At 58.0% G+C, this 17,583-nt stretch carries 14 protein-coding genes and 1 pseudogene; 6 read left to right on the forward strand and 9 right to left on the reverse strand.

Annotation, left to right across the window (positions count from 1 at the left end; all coding sequences use genetic code 11):
• Positions 1–136 precede the first annotated feature (136 nt).
• Positions 137–1,189 (forward strand): M42 family metallopeptidase, encoded by a 1,053-nt coding sequence (locus QRN48_RS14900; RefSeq protein WP_285351393.1) that lies wholly within the window; start codon positions 137–139, stop codon positions 1,187–1,189.
• 227 nt (positions 1,190–1,416) lie between these two features.
• Positions 1,417–1,668 carry a hypothetical protein gene (locus QRN48_RS14905; protein ID WP_191945643.1) on the forward strand — a complete coding sequence of 84 codons (252 nt, stop codon included), beginning with the start codon at positions 1,417–1,419 and terminating at the stop codon, positions 1,666–1,668.
• Here QRN48_RS14905 and QRN48_RS14910 read toward each other — a convergent pair.
• From QRN48_RS14910 to QRN48_RS14935, 6 genes and pseudogenes are all read right to left on the reverse strand, one after another.
• On the reverse strand, positions 1,665–2,216 hold the full coding sequence (locus tag QRN48_RS14910; protein WP_037017885.1) for an ATP-dependent Clp protease proteolytic subunit: 552 nt from the start codon (positions 2,214–2,216) through the stop codon (positions 1,665–1,667). The genes QRN48_RS14905 and QRN48_RS14910 overlap by 4 nt on opposite strands.
• 2 nt (positions 2,217–2,218) lie before the next feature.
• Positions 2,219–4,414 carry an ATP-binding protein gene (locus QRN48_RS14915; RefSeq protein WP_285351396.1) on the reverse strand — a complete coding sequence of 732 codons (2,196 nt, stop codon included), beginning with the start codon at positions 4,412–4,414 and terminating at the stop codon, positions 2,219–2,221.
• Positions 4,415–4,622: 208 nt separating this feature from the next.
• Complete coding sequence (locus QRN48_RS14920) at positions 4,623–4,973, reverse strand: con-10 family general stress protein (RefSeq protein WP_037017891.1); 351 nt, start codon at positions 4,971–4,973, stop codon at positions 4,623–4,625.
• Positions 4,974–5,315: 342 nt separating this feature from the next.
• Positions 5,316–5,471, reverse strand: a pseudogene (locus QRN48_RS14925) (con-10 family general stress protein); the annotation flags it as partial.
• 388 nt (positions 5,472–5,859) lie between these two features.
• Positions 5,860–7,029 carry a zinc-dependent alcohol dehydrogenase gene (locus QRN48_RS14930; protein ID WP_285351399.1) on the reverse strand — a complete coding sequence of 390 codons (1,170 nt, stop codon included), beginning with the start codon at positions 7,027–7,029 and terminating at the stop codon, positions 5,860–5,862.
• Complete coding sequence (locus tag QRN48_RS14935; RefSeq protein ID WP_191945647.1) at positions 7,029–7,871, reverse strand: SRPBCC family protein; 843 nt, start codon at positions 7,869–7,871, stop codon at positions 7,029–7,031. The genes QRN48_RS14930 and QRN48_RS14935 overlap by 1 nt, the downstream gene beginning before the upstream one ends.
• Positions 7,872–8,097: 226 nt before the next feature.
• Here QRN48_RS14935 and QRN48_RS14940 point away from each other — a divergent pair, with 226 nt between their 5' ends.
• Positions 8,098–8,496 (forward strand): DUF1652 domain-containing protein, encoded by a 399-nt coding sequence (locus QRN48_RS14940; protein WP_285351401.1) that lies wholly within the window; start codon positions 8,098–8,100, stop codon positions 8,494–8,496.
• A gap of 38 nt (positions 8,497–8,534) precedes the next feature.
• On the opposite strand, the gene QRN48_RS14945 is transcribed toward QRN48_RS14940, so the two are convergent.
• The 3 genes from QRN48_RS14945 to QRN48_RS14955 are packed head-to-tail and all read right to left on the reverse strand — an operon-like array spanning position 8,535 to position 9,962.
• Entirely contained in the window at positions 8,535–9,596 is a 1,062-nt protein-coding gene (locus tag QRN48_RS14945; RefSeq protein ID WP_285351402.1) for a chemotaxis protein CheB, read from the reverse strand.
• Positions 9,597–9,611: 15 nt separating this feature from the next.
• A complete protein-coding gene (locus tag QRN48_RS14950; protein ID WP_274603724.1) occupies positions 9,612–9,740 on the reverse strand; it encodes a hypothetical protein in 129 nt (42 codons plus the stop codon).
• Positions 9,741–9,962: a PLDc N-terminal domain-containing protein gene (locus QRN48_RS14955; protein ID WP_037017900.1), complete on the reverse strand. Its 222-nt coding sequence runs from the start codon at positions 9,960–9,962 to the stop codon at positions 9,741–9,743.
• A gap of 474 nt (positions 9,963–10,436) precedes the next feature.
• Between QRN48_RS14955 and QRN48_RS14960 the strand changes: the two genes are divergently transcribed.
• The 3 genes from QRN48_RS14960 to QRN48_RS14970 all read left to right on the forward strand — a co-directional run bounded on the left by QRN48_RS14960 (position 10,437) and on the right by QRN48_RS14970 (position 16,698).
• Complete coding sequence (locus QRN48_RS14960) at positions 10,437–14,567, forward strand: CheR family methyltransferase (RefSeq protein WP_285351405.1); 4,131 nt, start codon at positions 10,437–10,439, stop codon at positions 14,565–14,567.
• A 103-nt stretch (positions 14,568–14,670) separates the two neighbouring features.
• Complete coding sequence (locus tag QRN48_RS14965) at positions 14,671–15,360, forward strand: DUF6933 domain-containing protein (RefSeq protein WP_285351406.1); 690 nt, start codon at positions 14,671–14,673, stop codon at positions 15,358–15,360.
• A gap of 237 nt (positions 15,361–15,597) precedes the next feature.
• Positions 15,598–16,698 carry an endonuclease NucS domain-containing protein gene (locus tag QRN48_RS14970; protein WP_285351407.1) on the forward strand — a complete coding sequence of 367 codons (1,101 nt, stop codon included), beginning with the start codon at positions 15,598–15,600 and terminating at the stop codon, positions 16,696–16,698.
• Positions 16,699–17,583 lie beyond the last annotated feature (885 nt).

Below are 17,583 nucleotides of genomic sequence, written 5' to 3' on the forward strand. Positions count from 1 at the left end.
ACGTTCAGGCTCAGGGGCCGAACCATGATGGGGCTGGACAGTCACTTTTTGGACACGGCACGGGCTGGGACCGCCTGATCTGCCATGGCCATGCAGGCGTTTTTTACCTGCAGCGAAATCGTTGCTGGAGATGTGAATGAACAGCGAGAACAAAAGCCTTCTGGAAAAACTGCTTATGGCCTATGGGCCCGGTGGTCAGGAAGATGAAGTGCGCGCTATCTGCAAGGCAGAGCTGGCGCGTTATTGCGATGAAGTGACTGAGGACCGCGCTGGCAATGTCGTTGGCCGCATCAAGGCATCGCGTGATGCCGATCCCCACGACGGCATAAAAATCATGGCGCACCTCGACGAGATCGCGATGGTCGTCAAGCTGGTCGACGAAGACGGCACGCTGCAGGTTCAAGCGCTCGGCGGCGCACAGCCAATCAGCTTCGGCGCGGCGCCGGTGGATATTTTGGGTGACAGCGGCGTATTGCCCGGTGTCTTGTCGTTTGGGTCGATGCACAGCAGCGGCGGCTCTCAACAAAGCAAGGATGTGCTGCAAGGCAACGTCCAGTGGGCCGATGTGCATGTTGTTACCCGACGCGCGCGCGAGGACCTCGCCAACGGCGGCGTGCGGCCGGGCACTCGCGTGGTCCTGAGCAAACACTGGCGTGCGCCGTGGTATCTGCCAGACGCCATTGCGGCGCACTTTCTGGATGACAGGGCGCCGCTGCTTGCGGTCATCCTGACCGCCAAAGGTCTGAGCGAGAGACGTGCGGAGCTGAACCAGGATGTATGGCTGGTTTGCACAACCCTTGAGGAAGAATCCAACGCCGGCGCGATGTACGCTGCGTCCCGGTTGCCGGGGGACACGGTCATTGCGGTTGAGGTGGGCCCGGTACTGGCTGAATACGGCACGCGCCTGGACGATCACCCCATCATCAACACCGGGGACCAGAAAGGCGTTTATACCCGACGTGTCGTTACCGACCTGATGGCCGCCAGCGAACGGGCAGGGTATGAGGCACAGGTGGCGCTGCTGGTGGAATTTGCCTCGGATGCCAGCGCCGTCATGAGCGTCGGCTCGGCCGCCAAGGCCGGGTGCATCGCGATCCCTACGGAGAACACACACGGGTTTGAAATCATCACTGAGAATGGCATCGAAGCCTGTGCCGCTGCGCTGACCGAATATGCCCTCAATCGTTAACCCGCTCGCGCCGTTTCGCTAGTAGGAGGTGGGATAAACTCCTGCCGGATGGTGGCGCGGTCATTCGTCTACAATCGTCAAATTGCCATTGAACTGTCTTGGCTAAACCGTATAAACGGACTGTCACGTTGCCAGTCTTGCAAGCGTCACGTGCTTCGGCGCAGACGCTTTCTGACCGTCATCGCTTCGTTTTTTGGAGCTTGAGCACCTAGGTAACAGCCAGCTAAATGAGTAATCCATACGAGATCGAGCTTCTGACCGTGAAGCTCGAACTGCAGGCAGCCACGGACGAGTACATGCGCCTTGTCAGGCAAAACACTGCCTTTGGTCCGCAATGGACGGCGGCCAGCGAACGGCACGCCCGGGCCGTGGCGAACTGGCGCCGGGTGGTCGCACGCCCAAGTGCGCCCAACGTCAGCATCACGGCGCCTCGGGACATTGACCAGATTCATCTGATTGCGCGGCGGGTAGCCGGCTAAGCGTGGATGCAGTAACTGACGCAGGCGGCGTTGATTTGCGGTTGTTCAACCGCATGGATCATCCCGGTGGCCAGCGCTTGCTGAGGGTCGATAATGCGCGGTGCAGCGGTCAGGTACTTTTCGGTTTCCAGCACCTCACGCGCATCGACCGTGCGCTCCGCGACAATTCTTGCGTACAGCTGCAGGTCGTAATCCAGGCTCATCGCATATTCGGACATTCTTGAGTGGTCCACTGAACCACTGACGTGCCAGTGAAACGGGTGAAACAGGAACTTGCTGTGCACGCAGGCTGTGCGCCGCTCGCCGGCCAGGAACACAATATTGCCCATCGACTCAACCGTGCCGAGGTTATGGGTATGCACCGGGATCGGCAGCGACAGCAAGAAGTTGTACATCGTGAAGCCGTAGCTGCATTCGCCGCCCATGGTCGCAATGTTGACCACCAGGCACGAGGCACCGCGTTCGATGGCCAGTGACGACTTTTCAATCAGTTGGCCGCACGTGGCGGAAGTGATGGGGGCGGTGAAGTTAATGACGTGCATCGTCATGGTTATCTCCTGTTTTCAGATTCGACAGCCTCCGAAGCGAGCGCGGACCTTACGTAGTCCGACAGCTCTGTGACGCTGAAGGGTTTGGAAAGCACTTTGCCTAGCGACAGCCCCTCGGTGATGCCCTCGGCATTGGCATAGCCGGTGATGAACAACACTTTGAGCTGAGGGCGCTGTGCCTTGAGGGTCTTGGCCAGAGCAAGGCCGTTTATGGCCCCTGGCAGACCGATGTCAGTGATGAGCAGGTCAACGCGGTCCAGCTTCTCGAACTGCTTCATCGCTGATGCGCCGTCGATGGCTTCATAGGGGGCGTACCCCTGATCGGTAAGCAGCTCCACTGCAATCTCGCGCAGGCCCGTTTCATCGTCAACCACCAGAATGACCTCACCGTTGCCCCTGTCTGAAGGAAGTGACGCAGCGTTCGCCACTGCCTCACGCGTGTTGTCGGCGTTGCGCGTATCCAACGGGAAGTACATCGAAATGGTCGTGCCGACGTTCAGGGTGCTGTGGATGCGGATCTGCCCGCCGGACTGCTGGGTGAAACCATAAGTCATCGAGAGCCCCAGCCCGGTGCCCTGGCCTGGTTTTTTGGTGGTGAAAAACGGATCGAACGCGCGCCTCAGCACATCCTCGCTCATTCCGCAGCCATCGTCGGTGACTGAAATAAGCACGTACGGGCCCGGCTGCATTTCCTTGTCCTTGCCGGTGCGTTCGTCGATGTCCAACCGCTGAGTGCGCAGGGTTAACGTGCCGCCTGCGGCCATCGCGTCCCGCGCATTGATGGCCAGGTTCAGCAAGGCATTTTCCAGCTGATTGGTGTCGCAACTGATGCACCCCACCGACGCCAGGTCGCAACGCACGACCACGTCGGGGCCCATCGTTCGGCGAATCATGTCTTCGAGCCCGGCGACCACTTCGTTGGGGTCCACCACCTTGGGGTCAAGCGGCTGCTGTCGTGAAAACGCCAGCAACCGGCCGGTCAGCGCGGCGGCTCTTTTGACGGACGTCAGGGCCAGCGTCTGGTACTTGCCGATGTCGGCCACGCGACCCGCTGCAATGCGCATTTGCATCAACTCAAGGCTGGCCGAGATGCTGCCCAGCAGGTTGTTGAAGTCGTGGGCGATTCCGCCAGTCAGCTGCCCGACGGCTTCCATCTTCTGGCTCTGCCGCAACTTGGCTTCGGCAGCTTCACGTTCGCGTTGCTCTTCCTGCAACTGTCGGGTGCGTTCGGAAATTCGTGCTTCCAGGTTGTCATTCCAGTCCCTGAGGGAGGCTTCAAGCCGAGCGCGATCGCTGATGTCCTCCACCGTGCCATACCATTGCTGGCAATGGCCTGCCTCATCCAGTTCGGGATACGCACGGACCTGATACCAGTCGTACTTGCCGGTTTTTTTTTGCAGGCGCACCTGAACATCAAAGGGTGTCAGGCTGGCCAGCGACGCGCTCCATTGTCTGATGATCATGGGCATGTCGTCGGGGTGGGTAAATTCTCGCCACCCCTGGCCCATGGTTTGTTCGCGCTCCAGGCCTGAAAATTCTGCCCATCGCGCATCGATGGAGGTGACGGCGCCGTTGGCGTCTGCCGTCCAGGGGATTTGCGGGTTTAACTCGACGGCCCGGCGCAAGCGACGCTCGCTTTCCCGCAGTTTCGCTTCGGCCTCCTTGAGCGCATCGGTGATCCGGAACCGTTCGAAGCAGGCTGCGATCAAGCTTGCGTAATTGCGCAGGAAATCCACATCGCTTTCGGTGAAAGCGCGGGGCGTGCGGCTGTCCACCTCGAAAATACCGATGGGGCGTTGGTCATGGGGCGCGTAAACGGTGACGTTGACGAACGCGGCGACGCGATTGTCGAGCTGGAAGGGGTGAAGGGTGAAGCGGTTTTCCAGTGCGGTGCTTTGCGAAATTACCGGATGCTCAACGCTCAGGGAATACCATTCGGGTGTGCCGGGCTCCAAATCGAGGGTTTCTTGCCCCACTACCCCAGACGTCCAGCCGACACCGCTGCGGACCCACATCTGGCGCTTTTCCGAATCGATCTGAATGAATTTGGCCAGGTGCGTTCCCAAGCCCTCACCGGCACCTTTGCAAGCCGCCTGAAGGATCGCGTCAAGATCCGCACCAATGACGGCTTGCTCCCCGAACTCGGCAAGAATCCGCCGTTGGCACAGCAAGTGGCGCTCCGTCGCTGAACTAGTCATTGATTTGCCTCGCGTCCTCAGTTGGTCGTGGAGCTTCCAAGTGGACGCAAGTATGGCAAGTATGGGCAAATCCGCCGAACCGGACGGCAGAAAATATAAAACCCTGAAGGCATGCCGCAATGATCGATCGGGTATCCCCGACGCGTTCGCGCGGCATGCTCAGGGTGATCATAGTGGAACAGGGGAGCCAGGCTCCCCTGCAGCTGGGTCAGGAATCACTCCGGCCACCACCGTGGCTGTTCTGCCCGCCTTTACGTCCTGCTTCGGACGCTTTCTCGCGGTCGTTGGCAAAGTTGCCGCCGCTGTTCTGGCCACCTTTGCTGCCCGCTTCGGCTGCACGCTCAGGATCGTTCTTGAAGTTGCCGCCGCTGTTCTGGCCGCCTTTGCTGCCGGCTTCGGCTGCGCGCTCAGGATCGTTCTTGAAGTTGCCTCCGCTGTTCTGGCCGCCTTTACTACCAATCTCCTGGTAGAACTCTTTGTCGTGGCTGGCGGAAGTGGCTTCGCCACCTTTTTTGCCCGCTTCGCTGACCGACATGCTGCCTTGTTTATCTTGTGCCATTTTCAATGTCCTCTCGAATGGATTAATTGAATCTAAACAAACTAGCGACTGCCTTCAAAGTGTGGCGCAGAACGACTGCCATCATTCCGGCAATCGCGCTCAAGCAGGGCAGTACTGTATCGCCCTTCTGCGTCGCCCTTGGAAGAGCGCTTTTCATAAACTTGTCGGTGTGTTCCATATCGACCGGATGGCGTCGGCTCGTTGAGCAGTGACGTTTCGATATGTTCAAAACCACTGCTAAAAGTGCCGTCCTTAATTTCTCCGGACATGGCGTTCCGGTTGTTTGAAAAGTAGCGATCCACGATAGAAACCCCGACTCGTTAATGAATAAGCGCTGGTGTATTACTCAGATTTACGACCACCACCGTGGCTGTTCTGGCCGCCTTTTCTGCCGGCTTCCGACGCTTTTTCGCGATCGTTGGCGAAGTTGCCGCCAGAGGCCTGTCCACCTTTTCTACCAGCTTCCGATGCTTTCTCACGATCGTTTGCAAAGTTACCTGGATTTTTATTGCTAGTTGTCATAATAGCTCTCCGATATCAGTTTGCTGTTGCGTTCATGATCCATCGTTGATGACGGATACTTCTGGGATAGCGGTGAGAAAAAAAATGCTTTCAAGATTTTAACGGCGGCCGATGAACGGTAGTGTCACTTAAAACTTGTACAAAGTGGCTCTTCGATTGATCGGTTTGTATAAGTTTTTTTTGCACTTGAACGGATGGTTTTAGGTGGTTTAATTCATGGATTAAATACTGGCGTTGGTTTTTCTGACGCAGCAATGCGCTCGTTATTTATTTAAAACGAGCGTTTGCTTAGTTTAAGAAGGGCTGGGCGAAAGATGTCCGATGCGGCGTTCATCACCGCATCGGACGGGGGACTTAGCGGTTTCTAAGGCTTGAAGACCGCACGCAGGCAGTGCTCGGATTTTTCCTTGAACATCTTGTAGCCCTCTGGAGCATCCTCAAGGCTCATGGGTTGGGTCAGCAGGTAGGACGGGTCGAGTTCGCCTTTCTGAATGTGTTCAAACAGGGTATTGGCATAGCGCTGGCCCGGTTGCTGCCCCGACTTGAGCGTCAGTGCCTTGTTGACGATTGCACCCATAGGGAATTTGTCCAGCAGCCCGCCGTACACCCCGACCACCGACACGGTTCCGCCTTTGCGGCAGGCGCGAATCGCTTGCCGGAGCACCGTGCCGCGTTCGGTGTGCAAGCGCAGCATCTGTTTGGCCTTGTCGTAGGCGTAGTCGATCTCTGTGCCGTGCGCTTCCATGCCGACACAATCGATGCACCTATCCGGCCCGCGTCCTCCCGTCAGTTCCAGCAGCGCCTCATGCACATTGGTTTCTTCATAGTTGATGGTAATCGCCTTGCCGCGCTCACGGGCCAGGCGCAGCCGGTCAGGGTAACGATCAATCGCAATGACACGCTCGGCGCCCAGCAAATAGGCGCTGCAGATCGCCATCTGACCCACACCCCCGCAACCCCACACGGCCACCGTGTCACCCGGCTGAATGTCTGCATTGTCCGCAGCGAAATAGCCGGTGGGCGCGGCATCGGAAACAAACACGGCCTGCTCGTCAGTCACCCCGTCGGGGACTTTGAACAGGTTCACGTCGGCGTAAGGAACTCGAATGTACGTCGCATGACTGCCCGGATAGCCACCAAACGCATGGCTGTAACCGATGATGCCGCAGCACGGCTGGCCGTAGGCAAGATCAGTGGCGGATGGGTTGGGGTTGGAATTGTCGCAGCAGGAAAAGTCCGAGCGCTGACAGTGTTCGCAGTTACCGCACCCGATGATGGAAATGGTGATGACCTTGTCGCCTTTCGACAGCCCGGTAACGCCCGGCCCGACCTCGACGATCTCGCCCATGAACTCGTGACCGATGATGTCCCCAGGCTTCATGGCCGGCACATACCCGCCCAGCAAGTGCAGGTCGGAGCCGCACACAGACGACAGCGTGACGCGGATAATCGCGTCGCGCGGGTTGAGGATTGAGGGGTCGGCAACGTTGTCGACTTGAAGAAGATTGGGGCCTTGCCAAGTCAGTGCGCGCATCAGACCACCCCCCGCTCAACGGCTACGCCGGTTTTGACCGAGTCCGGGCCGTGTGAGGAGCCCGCCTCATTTTCCAGCTGCCCGTGCAGATAGAAGAAATCATTGTCGTCATCAGGGCGCAGTCGTGACGTGGTGACTTCGCCCGTCTCCATCTGCTGCTTGATGGCCTGTAGGGCATTCAACAGCGCTTTATCCGAAAACGCGCTGATCGCCCGTGCGATGCCATAACCGAGCTTGCCCAGCGAAGGCTTGCACACCACCACTGCTTTGACTTGAGTGCCACGGCCAGCGGGCGCTTCGCTCAGGTGCACCGATATGTCGTGCTGCCATCGGGTGCCCTCAGGCGTGTGCCACTGCAACTCGTTTGTCGCTTCGCTTGGCACGCTGATCAGCGTCCACTGGACCTTGCGACCGACCGGCGCGCGTACGGTCCAGCTGGTTCTGTCAGGGCCGAGCGCCTCGACGCTTTCCACCCAGCGCAGTAACGCACCGACTTTTTCGGGTTGAGCAAGAAACTCCCTGACTTCCTCCAGCGGGCGGCTGATGGTCACGCTTCGGCTCAGCGCCTCGCTGATCGGCCAGTCGTGCTCGGCGCTGAAGCGCTGTTCAAAGGGCGTCGGCGTCAAGGCTTGCTTCAGGGCGCAATGCCCCGTAGCTCCACGAAACACCCCATAAGCGCCAGCGAAGATTTGCAGGAAACCTCCCAATCCGCCACGCCGCAGGCCATTGACGACCAGCGCCGTGCCGGCCGCCAGCGAGAGGCCGCGTTCCACGGAGGTCATGGTCCCTGGAGGGGAAATCTGTTGGCTGGTGTGCGTTGCGATTAACGGTTGTTCAGACATATGAAGCATCCCTGAGTCATGAACACAGCGAGGCAGGCATGGATGGGTCTCAGGCAAACAATGTCCGAGCCGCCTGTGTCGCTGAGCTCCGGTTAACGTCTGGCGTACGCATCAGGCTCCGGCAACATGTTGAGTTACCCGGAAACGAAGAGGGCGAGCGGCCGCCGGTCCTAGGGGTAGAAGAGTCATCGCAGGGCGTGGTTCAGCTCACGCAAACCGTTGCCGGATGAACGGCGGCCCGCACGCGATCAAAGTTGCAAACCTTCCGCTTGGCGCTATCGATATAGCCCGGGCGATGAATAAATATGCCGAACAGGCGCATGGCCCGTTCCGTCAAACCTGTATCAAGACGGAGGTGTTTATGAGCGTTCCATTTTTATCCACACTCGAAATACGCAACTTGATTGAGCGCGCGTTACTCCCCGACCTTTGCACATGCGAATGCACAGACGGACGGACGTTGGATTTGACGCTTCAAAAACTGGACGATCCCGCGCAAAAGGTCGTGTTGAACGGCATACCGCTGGAGTCTTTGCAGTCCAGCCGTGCCATTGCCAACCTGATCGGCGAAGCGCGGTACCTGCTGGTGCAAGGCACAACGCAACGCCATCGAGTCAGCGGCTAAATTGTGCCGATATTGAAGGGGTAGTTGGACTTGGACGGTCAGACTTCAGACGGGTCTGACACCCGACGATACTTGTCGATTTCGTTGTCGAGTGAGCCGATCAAACGCATCAATGCCTCGACGTGAGCATCGAGCTGCTGGCCTGCGAGTTGATACTCCGCAGCCACGTCGGGACGATCGGACAACTGAGCAGCAGCGACCTGCCGGTCGAGTAAGGCCTTCTTCTCATGCAACGACCGAATGGCCACCCAAAGCGCCTCTTCGATCACAACATCTTGTTGTTCGGCCAACGTCTTGACCGTGTAGCTGTGCCCGGTGTGACAGCGGAAGCGAGGCGGCGCGAAGCCCATTTCCCACAAACCCCCGCCGCACTCAGGGCAGGTCAGATTCGAGATCTCACCGTGACGGCTCAACTGCTTTATCGAGATACTTCCTCCTTGCAGGCAGATCTCATGCTCCGTTTCGAACGGTTCAATACGCCGGGGTTGCGGAGCCGGACTATCTGCCTCGTCGGGCTTGCGCACCAGAGCCACCAGGCACTTGCCGATTTCCGCCAGCGGCAGGCAGTGATCGACCGAGGCATAACGCAAGGCGCTGGCGGGCATGCTCGGCGCCTCGGCTTCAGCAGGGTCCTGCACGACAGTGACCCCGCCACTCGCTTTAATCGCCTGCAAACCGACAGTTCCGTCATCCAGGTCACCGGTCAGCACCACACCGATGACGGCGCGTCTCAACGTGATTGCCGCAGAGCGGAACAGCGGGTCGATTGCGGGGCGAGAGTGATTTTCCTTCGCGCCCCGCACAAGGCGCATGGCCCCGCCGTCCAGCAGCAGGTGCAAGTCGGGAGGCGCGATGTAGATGTGACCCTCAAGCGGAGCCTCGCCGTCTTTGGCAAAAGTGACCGGCAGTGGGGTGTGGGTTTCAAGGAGTGTGGGCAATACGCTGTGCTGTTTGCCAATGTGCATCGTCACCAGCACCGCCGCTGGCAGGTCGGCAGGCAGTTGCGCGACGACTGTGCGCAAAGCGGCGAGGCCACCGTTTGAGGTGCCGATCACGATAAAGCGACGGGCAAGGGGAGCAGCATCGTTTGGGTGGGGCATTGGCCAGTGTCTCTTTCAGTCGGTGTTCAACAGCGCGTCCATGGCATTCGTCATGCGTACCACGTTCAGCGTCCAGTGACGCATCGTCACGCCAGGCGTGAGGCGCGAAACGAGGCCTCCCCAATCAAGAAGAGGCACCATCATTCAACCCTTACTGTGTTCAGGGGAAGAGGGGGAGCGGACAATGCCGCGCGGGCCTGCAATGCCCCAGATGGCCCAGCCTACGACCGGAATGATAAGTACGAGCGCGGCCCAAGCAACTTTGACCGACCCGCTCTTGTTGCTTCGAGAGACGCTGTAAATGATCCAGGCGTCGATGAGCAATATGATCAACAGCATTGCAGTCGTGAAGAGTGTGATTTCCATGTGAGTAACTCCCGCCGATAGTTAATCGGAAGACCGGCCCGAGGCTTGTTAGTCTTCATCAACGCGCGGATTAAGTGACGAGCGGCGAGGTCGGTCATCCTGTGGGTCAGATTGCAAATCGCTCTGCAGCGGCCATCTAACGCGCCTTCGCTAGTTACCCGGCGATGACTTTGTTAGTTAGACCTGGAGTGGGTCAAACATCAACACGTCATGATCACTTGAACACCATCGTTTGGTGGTGTGCTTGAACTCTCTACCCATAACGGCCTAGTGCTAGACGTCACGCAGCACTCAGCAGCGACTCGACGCGCTGCGCCATGGCAGTTTCTGCTCATATGAATGGCGCAGGCCTCGTTACTGTCTTATAAGCAGCCAAGGTTCGGCTGGACGCGCTTCTGAATACCACCCAATATATCAAGATCATCTAGCATTCCTTCGCCGAAACCCGCGGGAATTCTTTGGAAAGGAAGCTCCATGTCTCACGAAGTTGACCCCCAGCCCAGCCACCCCGCACAAGTAGGCAAGCTGCCCAGCCATTTGTCTTTTCCGGTTGTAGGGATCGGCGCTTCAGCAGGTGGGTTGGACGCTGTCAGGCGTTTTTTTGAGCACATGCCGAGCGACAGCGGCATGGCGTTCGTCGTGGTCTTCCACCTCTCTCCGGACCACGAGAGCAGTGCCGCAAAGCTGATTGGCCAGATGACCACGATGCCCGTCATCCAGGTCGAGTCTGTGCTACCGATTGAAGAAAACCACGTCTACGTGATTGCCCCGGCGCAGTACCTGTCGATGAACGACGGCTATCTGCGGATATCGCCTAAAGGTCCACGACGGGGTGCTCACGTCACCATCGATCTGTTCTTCCGCGATCTGGCTGATGTGCACAGGGAAAGAGCGTTTTGCCTCGTATTGTCCGGCGCTGGGGCAGACGGCGCCGTCGGTCTGTCACGGATCAAGGAGCAAGGCGGCGTTACGCTTGTGCAGTCCCCATCCGACGCCGAACACGACGGCATGCCCCAAGCTGCGATCCGCACCGAAATGGTCGACTTCGTGCTGCCGGTGGCTGATATGCCGGCGAAGCTCATGGAGCTCTGGGAAAACTCCCGGCACATACAGCTGCCGGCGTCCAATGATCTGGAAGCGTACGCCGTGGCGCCTAGAGATGAACGCTCCGTAGCGGTTGCAGAGCAGACACTGCATGACATTCTGGTCAAGTTGCGGGTCGGCACCGGCCATGACTTCAAGCACTACAAGCGTGCCACCGTGCTGCGCCGGATAGAGCGACGCATGCAGGTCACCGCGCAGCCTACGTTGACGGGCTACTACGAGTACCTGAGCGCGAACCCGTCCGAGGTTAAAGCGCTGCTGGACGACATGCTGATCGGCGTCACCAATTTCTTCCGGGACCGTGAAGCCTTCGACGCGCTCGAAAGGGACGTCGCGCCTCAACTGTTCTCTCGTTACGCAGATCACACTGAGCAACATGACCTGAGGATCTGGTCCGCGGGCGCCTCCACCGGCGAGGAAGCCTATTCGCTGGTCATGCTGTTGTCGGATCACAAGGCGAGCGTCGGTTCGGACGTCGGCATCCAGGTGTTCGCCAGCGATATCGACGACAGAGCCATATCGGCGGGACGCGCAGGGTTGTATTCCCAGGCCATCGTGACGGACATCTCGCCGACGCGGCTGCGGCAGTATTTCACCAAAGAAGATGACCGCTACCGCGTGCGCAAAGAGGTGCGCGACAGCGTGCTGTTTGCCAAGCACAGCCTGCTGACCGATCCGCCGTTCTCGCAGATCGACCTGATCGTGTGCCGCAACTTGCTGATCTATCTTGACCGGGACGTGCAGCGCGAAATCCTGCAGATGTTCCACTTCGCCCTGAACCCCGGTGGCTTCTTGTTCCTGGGCAGCTCTGAGTCGGCTGACCTGTGTCAGGAGCTGTTCAGCGTCGTTGACAAGAAAAACCGAATCTTTCGCGCGCGCACCGGTGCCATACCGTCACATCGCATGCCCACGCTACCACGCGGTGGCTATGCCCAGGTCACGTCCGCACCACGCCCGCCGTTCGTCGAGCCCGTGCGCAAGCCTTCCATTGGGTCGATCCATCAGCGGGCGCTGCAGCAGTTTCTGGTGACGCCGAGCATTCTGGTCAACAACGTGGCGGACGTGCTGCACATCAGTGACGGCGCGGGTCGCTACCTGCACCACGTCAGCGGCGAGGTCACCCGGAATCTGTTATCGCTGATCATTCCGGACCTCAGGCTGGAACTCAGAACCGCCGTGTTTCAGACCCAGCAGACAGCGCTGCCGGTCAAGACCCGTCCGGTCATGCTTGGGAGGGACGGGCGGCATTTCCAGGTTGTTATGACGGCGTATCCATTCAGCGACGAAATAAGCGACATGGAGTGCATCCTGGTTGTCTTCGCCGAAGACGAAATAGACGCCAAGGACCTCAATGAAAATCCCAAGACGCAATCCGAAAATCAGATGCTCTCCAACCTGGAGAGTGAGCTGCAGCGCACCAAGATACAGCTGCAGGACACCATCGAGCATTCCGAGATCTCCAGCGAAGAGCTGAAAGCGTCCAATGAAGAAATGCAGGCGGTCAACGAAGAACTGCGTTCCGCCACTGAAGAGCTTGAGACCAGCAAGGAAGAACTGCAGTCGATCAACGAAGAACTGCTGACCGTCAACCATGAGCTGAAGATCAAGGTCGAAGAGACCGATCAGGTCAACGATTACCTCCGCAACCTGATTTCATCGACCGATATCGCCACCGTATTCGTTGACCGCAACTGCTGCATCAAGTGGTTCACGCCCCGCGCGACCGACATTTTCAGCATGCTTACGGTCGATACCGGGCGGCCGCTGATGGACATCACGCACCGTCTGCACTACGACGACATGATGAGCGACGCGCTGAAAGTGTTCGAAACCCTGAGCGTCATCGAGCGCGAAGTGGAAGGCAAAAACCGCCGCTGGTACATCGCCCGTCTTCTGCCTTATCGCTCTGGCTCCGATCAAATCGATGGCATCGTCCTGACCTTTATCGACATCACTACCCGTCGCGACGCCGAAGAAGAACTCAGGCTTGGGGAAGAGCGACTGCGCCTGATCTCCGAGAACACCCGCGATTACGCGATCATTGTGATTGATGAACAAAGCCGGATTTCCAGCTGGAACAATGGCGCCGAAGCGATTTTCGGGTATTCCAAAAGCGAGGCCGAAGGCAAGCCGTTCGCGTTCCTCTTTACCGACGAAGACAAAATCGCCGGCATCCCGGAGCAGGAACTGAGCGTTGCCCGCAAGCTGGGTCGCAGCGAAGACGAGCGCTGGCACCTGCGCAAGGACGGTCGCAAGTTCTATTGCAGCGGCGAGGTTTCGTTGTTGCGAGGCGAGGGCTTTCAGGGGTTCGTCAAGATCGCCCGCGATCTGACCCAGCACATGCGCCTGCACGAAGAGCAATCGCAGCATCTGGCAGAGACTCGTCAGTCCAGTGAGCTGAAGGATGAGTTCTTTGCCGTCATGTCCCACGAGCTCAAACATCCGCTCAACCTGATCCAGCTCAATGCGCACCTGCTGCGCAGGCTGCCGGCCATCAAGCGGGAAACCGCAGCGTTAAAAGCCGTGGCCTCCATTAACGACGCCGTGAACAGCCAAGCGCGGATCATCGACGACCTGCTGGACGTTGCGCGTATTCGCACCGGCAAATTCAAGCTGGAAAGCAGCGTGGTGGATTTCCTGGTGTTGGTGAAAGAGATCCGCGGTGTCGTTGAACACAGCGAACACCAGCGCAGCATTACTTTTGACATGCCGGACGGCGAAGGCATTTACATCGAGGCGGACGCCACGCGTGTGGAGCAAATCGTCTGGAACCTGATCAACAACGCGATCAAGTTCACCCCGGCGGGCGGTTCAGTGACGGTCAGCGTCACGTCCGCAGACAGCTTTGCGTGGCTGCAGGTCAGTGATACAGGCCCGGGCATAGAGAAGTCCCAGCTTGAGCACATCTTCCAGATGTTCGGCCAGGCCAACCACCGGCCAAGCAATGGCCATAAAGGCGGGCTTGGCATTGGCTTGTCGCTGGTCAAACAGCTGGTTGAAGCCCACGGCGGTTCGATCAGTGCGCACTCCGACGGACCGGGCCAGGGCGCGACCTTCAAAGTCGGCTTCCCGTTGAGCAGCCCGCCGGTGAGATCGATCCAGAGCGAAGCACTCGACGACGAAGGTCAGCTCAGCGGGATCAAGGTCCTGCTGGTGGATGACTCGCCCGAGGTGCTGGAAACAATGACGCTGCTGCTGGAGATGGAACAAGCACACGTCGTTGCCATTGCAGATGCCAGGCAGGCGCTGGATGTCGCCAAAGATACCGCCTTTGATGTAGTGATTTCGGACGTCGGCATGCCCTTCATGGATGGCCACGAATTCGTGCGGCTGCTCCGGCAAATGCCTGACTACGCCCGTACGCCGTGCATAGCGCTGACGGGCTATGGCGCCGATCAAGTCACCGCTGGCAAGGATGCGAGCGGCTTCGATGAATGCGTCGGGAAGCCTGTTCCCTATGACGACCTCATTGAGGTGCTGCGTCGATTGGTGCTTAAGTAATAAGGTCGGCAGCCTGCTTGCCACTCACTGGCGCAGCTGCCTCTGGCTGCGTCGGCGGGGGGCAGTGTTGCTTTAACCATCGACCAGGGAACCTCGCTATTCCATGCTGATTTTTGACTGCACCCAAGACGCGTGCAATTTTTTCTCGAAGAAAATCAAAGGCAAGAACACCAGTATTGTGCAGCCCGCAGCTGCCGCCCAGGCGCTGGAAAATGAAAGCGCCGCCGATGAGCGGGTCGATCGCTGGCAGCTGCACGCCATCACCTTCGGACGCACTAACGTGCTTGCCGCCATGAAAGTCGACACGCGTTACGCCATGCTCTTTGTGGGGCTCAAGCGTAACGACGTGCAAGGTTTTCTTGAGCAGTTCACCCGCCGGTATATCGGTTCTTTGCTTGAACTCGCGGTCAACGTGCGGCAGCAAATGCCGGATCGCGCCGATCTCCAGCGGCGCATCGATGCGTGGGACGAAAGCCTCAAGCCAGTGCATTTTTTCAAGCGCGGCGACCGAAGCGTTCAAGGCCACCTCAATGAGGTCCTCGGCTTTGCCGCCTATGACGCCTATGAGGGGCGAGGGCTGGCGGTGGAGTACGACGATCTGGTTGAGTTTGATGCTTCAGTGAACAGCATGATTCGAACGGTCCGAGGCACCGATAGCTTCATACCCGTGCAGCGGGAACTCCAGCAGGCCTGCCCGCGCTTGGGCATGGACATGACCGAGGCGCAGATCGATGAGGGTTATAGCCGGTTGAGAAGCATGCGACGGGGGGTTGAGATTGGGGATGAGGATTGACAGAAACGTGCTGGGTTTGAGCCACGGCCTCAGATTATCCAACACGTTTTGCCTGGCCACTGCGTGGACTATTGTCCGGTACCCTTTGTTTATTGAAGAAGCGTGCCGGGGCGGATGGCTAAAAAATAATCGCCATCGGCACTAGCCCGATTTGGGTCTTCCACATGCTGACCAACGTCTAATCTCGGCAAAACGCTATAAAGTGGTTTCCGCTGTTTTTTTTCCAAGGAATGAGCTTTGCCAATCAAAACGGATATTTGGACCGTAGACGCTGCGCCCACCAAGCTTGTACCGAGCCGGTTGCCAAGCGAGCAGTTTCTCGAAGACATGATCGTGAATGCGCCGGATATCCTCTCAGACGAATGGATGCTCATCGGGCGACAGGAAAGCACTGGGATGGGCGGGCGGATTGACCTGCTAGCTGTGGCTCCTGACGGTGCATTGGTGCTCATTGAGCTCAAGCGTGATCGCACCCCTCGCGAGGTCGTTGCTCAAGCGATTGATTACGCGGTTTGGGTTGAGAAGTTAAGAAGCGACGAAATCGAGTTGATCTACAAGCGCTTCCGGCCTGGCAGAAGCTTGGGCGAAGACTTTCGGCAGCGTTTTGGTCGCATGCTGGGTGAAGGCGATCTAAACAACAGCCATCAGCTGATCATTGTCGCAACAGAGCTGGACGCGAGCAGTGAGCGCATCGTCTCCTACTTGAGCGAGCGGGATATCCCAATAAATGTCCTCTGTTTCCAGATCTTCCAGGCGGGCGAGCGTCAGTTGCTTAGCCGCTCGTGGCTGCTTGATCCTGCGCAGACTCAGGTTAACGCCGCGTCAACGGGAGAGACTCAGAATGAGCCGTGGAACGGGGAGTTCTATTGCTCATACGGGGCTTCATCGGCAAGGTCTTGGGATGACGCGATTGAGTTCGGCTTCATCTCCGGGGGCGGTGGAAGTTGGTACAGCAAAACTCTTCGAGTCCTCGCCCCGGGTGACCGTGTGTGGGTGAACGTTCCGCAGCAAGGCTATGTTGGCGTATGCCGGGTCATTGCCGCTGCAGCTCCGGCCACTGCTTTTACTGTCATGAGAGATGGCGTAGACGTCCCTGTGCTAGATGCGGCGAAGCGGGGCAGTTATCACGCCGAGTTCTTGGATGATTTAGAGCGCTGCGAATATTTTGTCGGCGTCGAATGGCTGCAGACCGTCGCACTTTCGCAAGCGGTGCGCGAGATTGGATTCTTTGGTAATCAAAATACAATTTGCCGGCCGAGCACTCCGAAGTGGCGCTGGACGGTAGAGCGGTTAAAAACCTTTTTCCCAAGTTTTGATGATGACGCAAAGGCTACCTAGCGATTTGATGGAGTCGGAGGAAATTTGTCAGTCGCAGCTCAGGAATGCACATCATCTGAACAAGGACCCGCTGATTGTAATGGGCTGTCAAAGCATATCTCGACATAGCGGGCTTGTTGTTCAGGGAGTCGGCATTAGGGCCCAGCGATAGTCTTCCGAGATGCTGACATCGAGGGTGAGGTGCTTGATGCACTCTACCCCGGCGTGCCCGGTCTCCGCGAACTGCTAAGGAATTCTTAGCAGTTGGCCTCTGCGGCGCGAAGGATTTAGCGCCGCGACATGTAGTCGGGCGTATCGCAGCAAATCTGTTATGGACCCACCGACCGCAGCGCCAGTGCGTACGGGTGCGGGTGCTCCCCGTCGAGCGTGAGCGCCGAAAATCCGATTAGGCAGGCGATGCCGCGAGGTTGAGGTACTCGACTGGGGTAGTTTTCCAGCAAGAGGCAGTTGTTGCTTTATTCGCAACAACTGTCTCACCTTGCAAGTTGCCACTGTCAATGATGTTTCAGGCTTCGCTAGATTACCGGTTATATCGCGCAAAACCTCAGCCGAGTGCTGCAGGGCCAGCCAGACGGTTTAGTGATCAAATGCGATTTACAGCTGCGCCTGACTGGTAAAAAAGGCGAACTTCCTCGGAAGATTCAGTGCATGTACTGGGTTTTTTCGCGAGCAAGCTCACTCCCACAGTTCATTTTTCAGCAGGTACATCTAAGTGAGCATCTTGTTTGATGGAAGCCGGCTTGCTGGCGAATGCATTTGTCCAGACGCCGCAACGTCGTCAGATCAACCAGGTTCGCCAGCAAGCCGGCTCCCATCAAACAAAATATAAGCTACTGATTTAGTTCATAATTCGCCGAGTTTTTTAACGGCCGTTAGCATTGGCGC

Source organism: Pseudomonas sp. ME-P-057 (genome assembly GCF_030208975.1).
GTDB lineage: Bacteria > Pseudomonadota > Gammaproteobacteria > Pseudomonadales > Pseudomonadaceae > Aquipseudomonas > Aquipseudomonas lutea.